The 12,272-nt window shown below is 70.0% G+C and carries 12 protein-coding genes and 1 pseudogene; 7 read left to right on the forward strand and 6 right to left on the reverse strand.

Annotation, left to right across the window (positions count from 1 at the left end; genetic code table 11):
* Positions 1–40 precede the first annotated feature (40 nt).
* Positions 41–298: pseudogene (locus DIZ27_RS20365) on the forward strand (site-specific integrase); the annotation flags it as partial.
* A 36-nt stretch (positions 299–334) separates the two neighbouring features.
* Here the strand turns inward: DIZ27_RS20365 and DIZ27_RS20370 are convergent.
* Entirely contained in the window at positions 335–970 is a 636-nt protein-coding gene (locus DIZ27_RS20370; RefSeq protein WP_109379870.1) for a TetR/AcrR family transcriptional regulator, read from the reverse strand.
* A gap of 131 nt (positions 971–1,101) precedes the next feature.
* On the opposite strand from DIZ27_RS20370, the gene DIZ27_RS20375 reads away from it, so the two are divergent.
* The 3 genes from DIZ27_RS20375 to DIZ27_RS20385 all read left to right on the forward strand — a co-directional run bounded on the left by DIZ27_RS20375 (position 1,102) and on the right by DIZ27_RS20385 (position 3,770).
* On the forward strand, positions 1,102–2,532 hold the full coding sequence (locus tag DIZ27_RS20375) for an amidase (protein WP_109379871.1): 1,431 nt from the start codon (positions 1,102–1,104) through the stop codon (positions 2,530–2,532).
* 211 nt (positions 2,533–2,743) lie between these two features.
* The gene (locus DIZ27_RS20380; RefSeq protein ID WP_146228971.1) at positions 2,744–2,983 is read left to right on the forward strand and encodes a hypothetical protein; all 240 of its coding nucleotides are present in this window, start codon (positions 2,744–2,746) and stop codon (positions 2,981–2,983) included.
* 511 nt (positions 2,984–3,494) lie between these two features.
* Positions 3,495–3,770 carry a hypothetical protein gene (locus DIZ27_RS20385; RefSeq protein ID WP_109379873.1) on the forward strand — a complete coding sequence of 92 codons (276 nt, stop codon included), beginning with the start codon at positions 3,495–3,497 and terminating at the stop codon, positions 3,768–3,770.
* A gap of 135 nt (positions 3,771–3,905) precedes the next feature.
* Here the strand turns inward: DIZ27_RS20385 and DIZ27_RS20390 are convergent, their stop codons facing one another.
* Positions 3,906–4,097 carry a DUF397 domain-containing protein gene (locus DIZ27_RS20390; RefSeq protein ID WP_109379874.1) on the reverse strand — a complete coding sequence of 64 codons (192 nt, stop codon included), beginning with the start codon at positions 4,095–4,097 and terminating at the stop codon, positions 3,906–3,908.
* Complete coding sequence (locus DIZ27_RS20395; protein ID WP_109379875.1) at positions 4,094–4,948, reverse strand: helix-turn-helix transcriptional regulator; 855 nt, start codon at positions 4,946–4,948, stop codon at positions 4,094–4,096. The genes DIZ27_RS20390 and DIZ27_RS20395 overlap by 4 nt, the downstream gene beginning before the upstream one ends.
* Positions 4,949–5,156: 208 nt before the next feature.
* Here DIZ27_RS20395 and DIZ27_RS20400 point away from each other — a divergent pair, with 208 nt between their 5' ends.
* A complete protein-coding gene (locus tag DIZ27_RS20400; protein WP_258308476.1) occupies positions 5,157–5,684 on the forward strand; it encodes an ATP-binding protein in 528 nt (175 codons plus the stop codon).
* Here the strand turns inward: DIZ27_RS20400 and DIZ27_RS20405 are convergent.
* A complete protein-coding gene (locus DIZ27_RS20405) occupies positions 5,596–6,231 on the reverse strand; it encodes a ScbR family autoregulator-binding transcription factor (RefSeq protein ID WP_181383612.1) in 636 nt (211 codons plus the stop codon). The genes DIZ27_RS20400 and DIZ27_RS20405 overlap by 89 nt on opposite strands.
* Before the next feature lie 517 nt (positions 6,232–6,748).
* On the opposite strand from DIZ27_RS20405, the gene DIZ27_RS20410 reads away from it, so the two are divergent.
* Positions 6,749–7,516 (forward strand): HAD family phosphatase, encoded by a 768-nt coding sequence (locus tag DIZ27_RS20410; RefSeq protein WP_109379876.1) that lies wholly within the window; start codon positions 6,749–6,751, stop codon positions 7,514–7,516.
* A 36-nt stretch (positions 7,517–7,552) separates the two neighbouring features.
* Here the strand turns inward: DIZ27_RS20410 and DIZ27_RS20415 are convergent, their stop codons facing one another.
* Positions 7,553–9,004: a PucR family transcriptional regulator gene (locus DIZ27_RS20415; RefSeq protein WP_109379877.1), complete on the reverse strand. Its 1,452-nt coding sequence runs from the start codon at positions 9,002–9,004 to the stop codon at positions 7,553–7,555.
* Between the two features lie 499 nt (positions 9,005–9,503).
* Entirely contained in the window at positions 9,504–10,502 is a 999-nt protein-coding gene (locus DIZ27_RS20420) for an IS110 family transposase (protein ID WP_181383613.1), read from the reverse strand.
* A 1,119-nt stretch (positions 10,503–11,621) separates the two neighbouring features.
* On the opposite strand from DIZ27_RS20420, the gene DIZ27_RS20430 reads away from it, so the two are divergent.
* Positions 11,622–12,266 (forward strand): dihydrofolate reductase family protein, encoded by a 645-nt coding sequence (locus DIZ27_RS20430; RefSeq protein ID WP_109379879.1) that lies wholly within the window; start codon positions 11,622–11,624, stop codon positions 12,264–12,266.
* Positions 12,267–12,272: the final 6 nt, after the last annotated feature.

Here is a 12,272-nt window from a genome sequence, read left to right on the forward strand (position 1 = left end):
ACCCTGCTGTCTGCGGCAAGGGGGAAGTGGTGTCCACTTCGCCCGGCTGTCGTATGGGCAGGCCCGAGCTTTGCTGGACGAACACACCGCCATGCGCGGGCCCGGGACCGGCTGGGACCTGCACGAGTACCGCCATTCCTCCCTCACCCACCTCGGAGAGGCTGGGGCGAGCCTGTTGCTGCTGATGGCGAAGTCACGACACAAGAAACCGGAGACCGTTCGCAGGTACTTCAAGCCGCCCCCGGAGGCGATCGCCAAGCTCACCAGCCTGCTCGCCCCCGGTGACAGCCGACGCTGAACGCGGGCGGCCTGATTCGCCTGTCGCTTCTTCGCTTTACTTGGTCCGGTCTTCATGGAAGCGAGGAGGCAGGACCAGTCGCTCCCAGAGGCCGGCCAGGTGTGCGTGGAGGATCTCGTGCGCCTCTTGCGGGGTGAGGTGGCCGATGAGTACGTGCGTGGTGAGGCCGTCCGCAAGGGCGAGGAGGGTGCGGGCCTCGCGCTGTGGATCGAGGGGCACGGCGTGGTCGGCGCCCTCGCCGATTTCCGAGATGAGGCGGGTGAACGCCTCCTGCAGGGCTGCGTAGTTCGCCTTCAGCGTCCTGGCGAGCGCCTCGCTGACGGCCGCCTGCGCGACGAAGGCGAGCCAGACCCTGGCTTCGGCGCGGTGCTCTTCTCTGAGCAGTGAGACCTCGGTGGCCGCGTGGCCCAGAGCGGTGCCGGCCGACTGGGCCGGGCTCCTGACGAGGCGGGCCTGTACGCGCTCGCTGATCCGCTCGCCGATGTGCCCGAGAGCGAATACGAGCATCTCTTCCTTGGTGCGGAAGCACCGCTGAACGGCGCCCATGGACACCTGCGCCTGGGCGGCGACGTCGCGAAGGGTCACGCCCTCAAGGCCGCGTTCGTCGGCGAGGCGGCAGACGGCCTCGGCGATGAGGCGGCGTCGGCTCACGTGATCCACCTGCCTGGGCATGCCCGATTGCCTCCCTGCTCCACGGCGCTCTGCTTCGCAGCGCACTTTATTCGATGCGCTCGTATCGGTACCAGGGTACGGTTACGGTTCCGATGCAGGTGCATCGGTACGTAGGGGAGGAAGGAAAGGCCATGCAGGGCGCCTTGTGGAAGATGTCGGCCGTCGCCCAGGCGGAGGCCGTGCGCGGCGCACACGTCTCGGCACTCGAACTGGTCGACAGTCACCTCGACCGCATCGCCGAGGTCAACCCGCAAGTGAACGCGGTCACGCAGCTCCTGGCGGAGCGCGCACGCGAAGCCGCGACACAGACGGACCGTCGGCGGGCCGCCGGTGAAGCGCTGGGGCCGCTCGCGGGCGTGCCGTTCACCGTGAAGGAGAGCACCGCCGTCGAAGGCGTGCCGACCACGTTCGGCACGGAGCGCTTCCGCGATCTGGTGGCGCCGTCCGACGCGCCCCCGGTGGCGCGGCTGCGCGCGGCCGGGGCCATTCCCATCGGGCACAGCAACATTCCCACCCTGATCCTGGCGGGGATGCACACGCGCAGTGAACTGTTCGGCGACACGGTCAATCCGTGGGACAGCAGCCGGACCCCGGGCGGCTCCAGCGGGGGCGACGCGGTGGCCGTGGCCACGGGCATGGCGGCGCTCGGGCTCGGCAACGACTCAGGGGGATCGGTGCGCGTCCCGGCCCAGTTCTGCGGCGTGGCCGGGCTGAAGCCGTCCACGGGCCGGTTCCCGGCCGACCACCGCGTTCTCGGCTCGGACGACCCGGGCCCGGCGTCCCAGATACTGGTCACCGACGGCCCGCTGGCCCGGAGCGTGGGCGACCTACGGCTGGCCTACGAGGTGCTGGCCGGGACCGATCCGCGAGACCCACGGGCCGTACCGGTGCCCACGTACGGCGAAGCACTCCCCGGGCCGGTGAAGGTCGCGGTCGTGGCGGACCCCGGCGGGCACGGCGTCCACCCCGCGGTTCGCGGAGCCATCGAGACCGTGGCCGACGCACTCCGCGACGCCGGATACGACGTGCGTGAGGTACGAGACGTACCGCGGATGGACGAGGCTCTCGAAGCGTACGGCCGAATCACCGTGACCGAGTTCGCCCCGACCTGGCCGGTGGTGCGCGAACTGCTCGGCAAAGGCGGGGACCGCTACATCGCGATGGCGATGGAACAGACCCCGCCCGCAAGCGCGGACGAGTTCATGAAGCTGATGGGCACCTGGATGACCATTCGCCGCTCGTGGGCCGAATTCCTCGACACATACCCGCTGTTGCTCGGCCCGTCGTTCACCGAGCCACCGGTCGAGCCGGGGCTGGAGTCGCGCGACAGGGCAGGCCGGGACCGGGTCGGGTCGGGGATGCGCCTGTGCAGCGTGACCAGCTTCGTGGGCGTGCCCGGTGTGGCCGTACCGACCGGCGTGGTCGACGGGCTCCCCTTGGGAGTGCAGATCGTCGGGCGCGCGTTCCGAGAGGACCTGTGCCTGGACGCGGCCCAGGCGATCGAGGACCGGCTCGGAGTTCTCACACCGGTCGACCCGCGCGTAGGAGGCCGGGCTGATTGAGCCCTTGCGACAGAGAGGGCGCCTTCGGCGGCCCCCGTATCCCTCCGCATCCCTCACCCTCAGCATGCTGGCCCCGCGCCAACGGTCTGGCTGAAAACGAACCCGTTCGCCACAAACCGCTTTCAACAGCATTCCTGGATCGCGGTACGTGTGGAGACGCCCGAGGCTCCAACGACGATCGGCGCCCAGAACGACAACCGGAATGGACACCATGAACACGGCCCCCACCGAGGACCATTCGCCCTCCTGCCGCGACTTGGTCGGTCTCCTCGCCCAGCCCGACCGGCGCGCCCGCCAGCGCGTTCTGCCGTCGCCGTGGTTTCGTGGCTCGGCCCGGACGAGTCGCGCGGACCAGGGCATCGGCCAAGACCACATGGCCCTCGTACGGCAGGTCGATCCGCAGTACCGGCGCGACCGCCTGCTGCCACCAGACAGCTCGATGACGCACTGACTGCACCGCCGGATGTTCTTCCTGGCCATATCCCCAGGGGCCTCCGGCCATGCGGGCCAGCGCCGGTCATTCGTCGTCGGCGGCGTCCTCGCCCCGCAGCGGGCGCAGCCCGCCGGGCAGGGCGGGCAGCTGGAACGAGTACCGGTCGTGCATGTTGATGTGATGCCGCACACACGGGGAGAGGCGGGCCACGTCCGCGTCGCGGGCGCCTCATCCACCGCGTCCAGCCGTGGTGTTCCCCCGTTCGGTCATGCCCGAGCGCTCGCAAGGACGGCATTCCGAGCTCTGAATCCGCAGGAGTTGCTGAGCGCCGGGTCGAGAACGCCTTCCTTGGGCGACCGTGCCACCTCGATGTTCATGCGTGGGTCAAGCACGCGGCTGACCTCGGTCCACCAGTAGCCCATAGTGTGGTGCCCCCGTGGAACTGCCACGGGGGCACCCCCCTTTCGCACACTCACCGCGCAGGCCGTCACGGCCAACCGAAGCGGCCCCCTAGAGAGACAACCTTCCTGTGCTGATCGCAATCGCTGCCCTGGGCATCACGCTCTTCTGCCTCACCCTCTGGTGCTCGGTCACCGTCGCCCGGATGCGGGACCTCCCCTCATGGCGTAGATACCTCCCCTTGACCTGCCTCCTGATCGCGACCACCGCCAGCCTGCTGCGTGCTTTCGACATTCCACAGATCGCCAACGCCGTCGCGTTCCCCCTCAACCTTGCCGCCCTCGTGCTGTCACTGCGCGAAATCCGCGCACGCCGAGGCACCCGCACCGGCCTCCGCACCAACTGAAACCCAGGGAGGGCGAGATGGCGGGTGCCAAAGCGGGGCTCGGCTTGGGGTGAAGCGGAGAAGCAGCTCGCGCTGGATGTCGAGTAGTCATGAGAGGTTCGGTGGGGCAGCGAGGGGCGCTGTCCCACCGGGGGTTCAGACGCGTGAGTCGGCTGCCAGCGTCGTGAACGCCGACCAGGCGCCGAAGGAGACAGTCAGGGGCTGTCTTTGGGTGTCCTTCGAGTCGCGGACAAGGACTGCCTCGGTCCGCACGGCGACCTCGATGCAGTTGTCGCCAGAGCTGCCGCTGTAACTGCTCTTGAACCAGGTCAGTTCAGTGGTACTCATAGTGCTCCTCGCATCTGCTCCAGCAGGCTTACTGTGGCTTCGCGGCCGAGGGCCTGTGAACGCAGCTTGCCATAGCGCTGGAGCATCGCGCTGACGTCTTTCGGCGAGGTGATCAAGATGCTTGACTGCTGACCTTCGGAGTAGCCCACCCACTCATGCTGAGGTGTCTCCGCCAGGTACATCAAGCCGTCGATTCCGGCGTGATCGTACTGACGCAAGGGCATCAGCTGGATCTCTACGTTCCGTCGAACGCTTTCCTTCAGCAGGTGGTCCAGCAGCTGGCGCGCGACCTCTGGTCCGCCCATGTGCCGCTCAAGAAGAGCCTGTTCGATGACAAAGCTGAAGGCTGTGTTCGGCCGCTCGGTCAGAAGCTGTTGCCGTTCCAGGCGTGCGGTGACCTGGCGTTCGATCTGATCCTCCGAGAGGGGTGGCAGCCGCCGCTCGAAGATGGCCCTGATGTACGGCTCAGGCTGCAACAACCCCGGAATCGCCCGGCACTCGTACGCATACAGCGAGATGGCCTCCTCCTCGATGCCGGCCCATTGCCGGAACCAGGACGCCAGCCCCGCCCTGCGGGTCAGGCTCCGTGCCGCCGCCGCCAGTACGCGTGCCGCGGTCGCGCCCAGGCTCTCCTCCGACCTGTCCAGCAGGTCCCTGGGCGGGAACCGCTTGCCCTGTTCGATCTTGGCGATGTACGCGGCCGAGTACCGCACCAGCGGTGCGAACTGCTCCTGTGTCAGACGGGCTTCCTCGCGCAGGGCCTTGAGGACCGCGCCGAAGGTCTTCAGGCTCTCAGAGAGTTCCGGCTCGCAGTTCCCGCCTGCCGCCCCGCCGCCGTTGTCCGTCGCCATCGCAGTCGCCTTCCCCTGTGCCGCCGGGCCGTGTCCGTGCCGGGCCCGAACGCGTGCCGTACCGTGTGCCGGGCGCGCTGCGCCACGCTCGGCACGCACATCGTCACGTACAGCGACCTACCCGGTCCAGTGCGTGTACCAGTACAGCGTGATCTGTATTGGCGGCGGACCTGCCGACGGGGCGTCAACGCCCAGCAGGCTGAGCCTCATGTCAGCCCCCTATGCCTCAACACCGGCTCCGGTCCGCTCCTTCGTGCAGCGCTTCTCCGCCACCCGGCGCGGTGCGCGCCTCGCCCGGCTGCTCGCCGCGCACCAACTCACCGAGTGGGGCCACCCGCACGGCACCGAAGCGCACGACACCGTCGTCCTCGTCGTCGGGGGGCTCGCTGCGAACGCGGTTCTGCACGGCCATGTCCCGGGGCGGGACTTCGCCCTCCGTCTCGTCCACGACGACGGCGAGGGCCTGATCCGGATCGAGGTGTCCGACACCCACCCCGCCCTGCCGACGCGCAAGGCCCCCGGCGCGGACGAGGACGGGGGCCGTGGGTTGGTCCTCGTCGACGCACTCGCCGTCGACTGGGGTGTGCGCGACCGCCCGGGTCCCGGCAAGACCGTATGGGCCGAGTGCGAGACGGGGCCTCGAAGCCTCACGCGCCCTTTGGTGCTTCGCCCGGGGCTGCCGTGGGAAGAGGGGTCGGCTGGAGCGAGGGCAGGGTCAGGTGCCACCAGTCGGTGAGGCGGTCGGGGACGGTGGCCGCGCCCTCGAGCGCCTCGGTCAGGGAGCAGAGGCCGAAGAACGCGCGGACCAGGGTGCGGGCGGTGCGGGCGGGGCGGACGTGGGGCGCCAGGTGGCCGGTGCTGCGCGCCTGGGCGAGGAGGCGGGTGGCGGCGGCGGTCCACAGGGGGAAGGGGTCGGGGAGTGCGGTGTTGATGGTGTCGCGTTCGGCCCACAAGCGTGCGCCCGCGCGCGTGACGGGGTCCCCGGCGAGGGCGTCGGCGATGTCGTAGCTCAGGGCGACGAGGCGGTCCAGTGGCGGGACCGTCTCGTCCGTGTACCGTGCGGCGAGGTCCGGCCAGGTGGCGAAGCGGTCCTGGACCACGGCGAGGGCGACGCCCTCCTTGCTGGCGTAGTGGAAGTAGACGGAGCCGCTGGTCCGCCCCGACCTGGTACTTATGTCGTTGACGCTGGTGCCCGCGTATCCGCGTTCTGCGAAGAGGAAGGCGGCTGCTTCCAGGAGTGCTCTGCGGGTTGCCCTGGCCCGTTCCTGCAACGCCCTGTCCACCTTCGCTCAATTTCTCCGACAGCGACGAATGTAGTGCGCCCGCGTACGCCGGGGGCAAATTGAGGGCACGTTCGCGCGGTAATTACGCATTTCTTTCGAGGAGGAACGCGGTCGAGTGGTAATGGGGTCGGTCCGCTGTTTTTCCGGCCTCGCGCGGCGGCCGGGGGGTCCGGCGCCGCTGGTGCGGGTTGCCCGGTGAATACGTCTCAACTTCCCTGCGGTGCATCCGTGTTGAAGGATCGCGCTTTCGGTCGGCCGGGTCGGCGCCCGTGGGTCCATACACCCGGCCGTCCTCGCCGTCGATAACCCCTTGCGGTCATTGCAGCACTCTCCGGAGCGGAAATAACGTAACGGACGTGATGTTTCCGGTTGCTGCCGAAAGTCAGGAATGCGCGCAATTTCGCGCTTCGGTTGAGCCCTGACACGCGCCGGCCTGCGGCGCGCTCGGCGCGAGACACCGCCAGACCCGGATCGCGGTCATGTCGCGTGTGACCGCTCGCCCCTTCAGGAGGCCGCTGTGACCACTCCGGTACGCCCTTTGCTCGACTGGTCCCCCGAAGCAGTCGTCTTCGACTGCGACGGCACGTTGATGGACAGCGAACGCCACTGGCAGGAAGCCCGTCGCCGGGCCTTCCGGAGCTTCGGGTTCAAGGCTCCGCCGGGGTTCGCGGAGCAGGCCAAGGGCGTGCACTACGCCGACTGCGGGCGGCTGATGGCAGAAGCGGTGCGCAAGCCCGAACTGACGGCCGACCTGACCGCGGCGCTCCTCGACCACTTCCTGTCCCTCGTCGCCGACGACCCGGTGACGATGCCGGGCGCCGTCGAACTGGTGCGGCTGCTCTCCGGCCGGCTGCCCCTGGCGGTGGCCAGCAACTGCCCGCTGGAGGTGGTCGAGGAGAGTCTCGCCCGGGCCGGACTGCGGGAACGCTTCCAGCACGTCGTCGTTCCGTCCGGGGCGCCGCGGGAGACGGACGGCCCGGAGGGAGCGCCGGTGGCGGGGGCGGTGCGGCCCAAGCCGTGGCCCGACGTCTACGCCGAGGCGGTCCGGCTCTGCGGGGTCCGTCCCGGGCGGGCGCTGGCGGTCGAGGACTCCCTGACCGGCGTGGAGTCGGCCCGCCGGGCCGGGCTGCGGGTGCTCGGCGTCGGCCCCCGGCCGGGCGACGGGGACGGGGGAGGGGCCGACCTGTGGGTGACCTCCCTGGACGATCCCGAACTCCTGGCGTGGGCCCGGACCCGGGTGGTTGGGCCGGACCCGGACCCGGGAAGGGGACAGGGCCCGGTGTGAAGGTCCCGCCCGACCCGCGACGTCCGGCGAGCGGCGTCAGTCGGTGAGGCCCAGGGAACCTGCCGCCTGGATGGCGAGCCACACCTCCGTCAGGGCGCCGGTGGAGGACAGGTCGCGGCCGGAGAGGGCGCCGAAGCGGCGCAGGCGGTAGGCGAGCGTGTTCGGGTGGATGTGTAGCGCCGCCGCGGCGGTCTCGGTGCGGCGGTCGCGCTCCATCCAGGTGCGGACGGAGACCAGCAGCTGGGAGTCGTGGGCCGCGTCGTAGCGCAGCACCTCGCCGAGCACGTGGTCGACCAGCGCGGTCAGCACCGCGGGGTCCTCGGGCAGCCAGCGGCCCGTCGCGTCGGCGCCGTAACGGACCAGTGGGCGGCCCGACTCGACCGCCTTCGAGACCGCCCACAGGGCCTCGCGCTGGGCGACCTTCAGGGCCGCGCCCGGACGGAAGGGGCGGCTCATCCCGGCCGCCACGGCCGGTAGCCCGCCGATGGCCTCGGCCAGCTCCGGGGCGCCGAGCACATAGCGGTCGGCGCCGCGGGTGAGCAGCAGGTGGGGGTGGTCCTCGAGGCAGTGCAGCAGTGCCTCGTCGGGGGTGCGCCGGACCACGAACAGGACGGCGTCGCCCTCGATGGCGTGCCGGGCGAGCCTGCGGCGGGCGGCCGCCGGGTCGAGCACCTCCTGCAGCAGCTCCGCCAGGGTCTCGGCGCCCTCGCGGCGCAGTGTCTCGCGCTCGTTGCGCACCATCGCCACCCGCAGCGCCGCCACCGTGGCGATGTGCTGGACGACCGCCAGGCCGGCGGGCTGGGCGCCCTGCCGCTCGTACGCCACCAGGAAGCCCGCCGGGCCGCCGGGGGCCGGCACGGGCAGGACGAAACCGCCGGGGACGGTCGGCGGGGCGTCCACCGAGGAGGGCAGGACGCCCGGGTCGGGAGTGGGCACCCCGGGCAGCAGGGGGCGGCCCTGCGGGGTGCAGAGGTACACGTCGTACCCGGACAGGCGCTCGAGGCGGCGCAGGAGCGACGGCGTGTCGAGGTCCTCGGCCACCAACCAGCGCAGTGAGCCGAAGACCTGGAGCTGTGCGCCCAGCCGGTGCCGCGCGTCGTCCTGCACCGCGGCGGCGACCTCCTGGGACACCGCGATGAACGGAACGGCGAGCGGCACCTCCAGCACCGGGAAGTCCCGCTCCTCGGCCGTCCGGAAGAACGCGTCGTGCAGCGGGGGCGTGTGCAACTGCGCCGACAGGGCCAGCGCGGAGACCCCGGCGTCGTCCAGCAGCTCCAGATAGCGGCGCTGCCCGGCGGCGCCACGGGGGATCGCGAGCCCCGTCGTCATGATGACCTCGGCCCCCAGCAGCCAGGGCGTCGGGTCGTCCAACTCGCATACGTGCGCCCAGGATACGGAGCGGCCGAGGCCGTTGCTGCCCGCCTTCACCGACAGCTGGAGGGCGGGGAAGGAGAGCAGATCCTCGACAGTGAGTTTGTCGGTAGCCACATACAGGAGGCTATCTCTCTGTGATTGCCACCATTGTCGCACCCATGAGGGCCGGGCCTGTCAAGGGGCGCAGACGGTCCCCGCCTGCGGCTTTCGGTGGGATGCCGGGGCGTTTTCCTCGTGGCTCTTCCTCGTGTCTGTCTGCGGGGCCGCCGCGTGGGAGGGGTCCAGTTGGAGCGCCCGGAGCCCCGCGAGGAACGAGCGGGGCGAGGACGAACGAGCTGGAGGCCGACGAGCGGCGGCCGACAATGGGGGCCGAGGAAGCGTCACGGATGTTCGCGGATACGGTCGTTGCGATCCCCGGAGTCCGTGCTGGTCGGCGGAGTGGTCTCACAAACACCCATTCGGCATCCGGCCGCACAGGCCGGCGCCATGACCATGGTGCGGGGATCCGGGCTGCTCAGTCAGGTCATCGAGCGCGGCCATCGGGCCGTCTCATGCAGCTTTGCGAGCTCACCCGGGGTCTGCGACCGCCCCTGGCGGTTGTCATCGGCTGCTGTCATCGCACCCCCTGTTGATCCTGCACGGCGCGCAGTAGGTGATAGGCACGCGTGAGCAGTCGGCGAGCCACCGCCGTTGTGGCGATCTTCTTGCCGCGGCGGTGGGCGAGGCTCTGGTAGGCGGCGGCGAATTCCGGCGACCGCTTCGCACTCTGCGCGGCCTCGCACAAGATCCACCGCAGCCAGGGCGCGCCCTGCTTGGAGATGTGGCCGTGCCGCACGGTTCGATCGGATCCGCGGACGGTGGGCGTCAGCCCGGCCCAGGCGGCGAGCTTGCGCGCGGAGGGGAAGCGGGTGATGTCCCCGACCTCGGCCACGATCATCAAGGCGGTGAGCGTGCCGACCCCCGGCAGCCGGGTGAGCGCCTTGACCTGGGGGTCGCCCCGCGCCTGCGCGAGCAGCTGCCGGTCGAGGGCGTCGATCGGCTCTTTGAGGACGTCCATCAGGCCCAGCAGATCGTCGATCACGCGACGGGAAACGTCCGGCAGTTCCAGGCCGCCCAGCCAGGCCCGCCCCGGGGCGGTGAAGCAGCTGCCGGGCCGGTCGCAGCCGTGGTCCGCCAGAACGGCGTGGACGCGGTTGCGCAGCCGGGTCCGCAGCCGCACCAGCYGGCAGCGGTGCCGCAACAACGCGCGTTGCTGCCGTACGTCCAGCGGCGCGATCCATGCCTCCGGCAGCAGATCCGCCCGCAGCAGCTGAGCTAGGGTCGCGGCGTCCACCTTGTCGTTCTTCAACCGCGCCGAGGCGATCGCCTTGCACCGCAGCGGATGCACCAGGTGCGGCTCAAAGCCGTAGTCCTCCAGCAGCTCCACCAGCCACCCCCACCCGTAGGCGGCCTCGAAGGCCACCGGCGCACCGATCGGCAGATCTCCGATCACCGACAGCACCGTCTTGACCCCGTTCGGCACATTCCGGTTGACCTGCACCGCACCGTCGTCCTCGACCACGGCGATCTGCGAACGCTTGCGGTGCACGTCGATACCGACGTAGACAGACATTGAGGGCCTCCTTCCCGAGCCCGTACATACCCGGACAGTAGGTACCGCCGGGCTGAGCAGGGAAGGGGGCCCGGCCCTCATAGGGTCAGGCCTGCGCCCCGCAGTGGTCGCTCTCCGGGATGGACCGATCGGCTTGGCATCTGTTCGTGAGAGTTCGGCGCGACAGGGCCAGTGGTCCCGAGGCACTGTCGCCCGCCTCGAACATCAAGGTCAGAGCATCAGCCGCACTCTCTGCGAGGTAACGGTGCCCCACGCTTACGATTCGTCACCACCGGATGTGAGACAGAGCCGAACGATTTACAGCCCCGGCCGCGGGCCGCGCGTGACCGACTGCACGAGGCGGCGCGTCAGCCCTGAATCCGCTGACAGCTCAGCAGGCCCCGGCAAGACGACGTCCGGCCGGGGTGTTTTCGACAGGGTGTTGGGGGCCACTCGGGCAATGAGTTTGGGGACCACGTTGCTCCCTCCGGGGAGGCCATGGACACCTTCACCGGTTCATGATCGGCAATGAGAGATTGGGAACCACCCCTATCGGGTGACTTCTTGTCCGGGGCTGCGGTGGGTTGTGAGTGTCCGCGACGAGGAAGCGGCTGAAGCCGCTAGCGTGTTCACCGGGCTCTGCGGTCCGCGTCCCTGACAGACGCGGTTCGGAGGGGCCCGGCTCCTTGCGTTGGAGGGCTGGCCAGCACGCGTCGTCCAGCTGGTAGTGGGGCCGCAGGATCGGATCGATGCCTTCGATGGCAAGGCGGGAGAGCTTGTCGCTGTCGGTCCAGCGGTGTCTCATGTGGGCGGACCGGCAAATGCTGTCGGGCTGCTGGACGGTGACGGCTGTCGGCGAACGTGAAGACCTTGAGTTCGTATCCGCTTTGGGGCTGTGGTCGGTGTGGTGGCCGAGGTAGCCATCGACCTGGACAGCCTCGTAGCCATGGTGACGCCTGCTCCCCTGCGGGGGCGTCCGGCTGGGGGCGGATGCCCCCTCACCACAGCAGCCTGCCCCAACCTGGCGAACCGCCCAGGTCAGGACAGTAGATAGCAGTTTCTGGCCGGTCGCGGACACGGCGATGAGTTTTCCCGGCCCGGAGAGTCTCACCACCGTTGTCGACAACACAGGAGAAACAGGTGGCTCAGCTACTGAGAGTCCAGAACTTCACCGTCTCGAGTGACGGTATCGGTGCCGGTGAGGACCAGAGCCTCGAGCGGCCGTTCGGCCACGTCGATCCCGGGAGGCTGTTCGCCTGGGCCGGCGCCACGGCGAGCTGGCCCAACCGTACCGACCCCGGGGGGAGCCGGGGCCTCGACGACTACCTCACCCGGGACTTCGCCCGCAACATCGGCGCCGAGATCATGGGCCGCAACAAGTTCGGGCCCCAGCGCGGGCCCTGGCAGGATCATGAGTGGCAGGGCTGGTGGGGGGACGAGCCCCCTTTCCGCACCCCGGTGTTCGTCATGACCCACCACAAACGTCCGTCGTTCACGCTCTCCGACACCACGTTCCACTTCGTCGACGGTGACCCGGCCACGGTCCTCGAACAGGCGCGGGAGGCGGCGCAGGACAAGGACGTCCGACTCGGCGGCGGGGTCACCACCATCCGGCAGTTCCTCGACGCCGACCTCGTCGACACCCTGCACGTGGCGGTCTCGCCGGTGAAGCTCGGATCCGGACTACGGCTCTGGGAGTCCCCCGAGGAGCTGCTCGACCGGTTCCATCTCGAGGTCGTGCCCAGTCCGAGCGGCGTGACACACCACCTGTTCTGGCGCAAGTGACACGAG

Origin of the sequence: Streptomyces sp. NWU339 (assembly GCF_003143855.1) — a bacterium.
Taxonomy (GTDB): Bacteria; Actinomycetota; Actinomycetes; order Streptomycetales; family Streptomycetaceae; genus Streptomyces.

What these genes read in the sequence shown, in the direction of transcription:
- DIZ27_RS20390 (WP_109379874.1), bottom strand. Translation starts at nt 4,097, where the DNA reads ATGAGTACCACTGAACTGACCTGGTTCAAGAGCAGTTACAGCGGCAGC.
- DIZ27_RS20395 (WP_109379875.1), bottom strand. Translation starts at nt 4,948, where the DNA reads ATGGCGACGGACAACGGCGGCGGGGCGGCAGGCGGGAACTGCGAGCCG.
- DIZ27_RS20375 (WP_109379871.1), top strand. Translation starts at nt 1,102, where the DNA reads ATGCAGGGCGCCTTGTGGAAGATGTCGGCCGTCGCCCAGGCGGAGGCC.
- DIZ27_RS20380 (WP_146228971.1), top strand. Translation starts at nt 2,744, where the DNA reads ATGAACACGGCCCCCACCGAGGACCATTCGCCCTCCTGCCGCGACTTG.
- DIZ27_RS20400 (WP_258308476.1), top strand. Translation starts at nt 5,157, where the DNA reads ATGTCAGCCCCCTATGCCTCAACACCGGCTCCGGTCCGCTCCTTCGTG.
- DIZ27_RS20370 (WP_109379870.1), bottom strand. Translation starts at nt 970, where the DNA reads ATGCCCAGGCAGGTGGATCACGTGAGCCGACGCCGCCTCATCGCCGAG.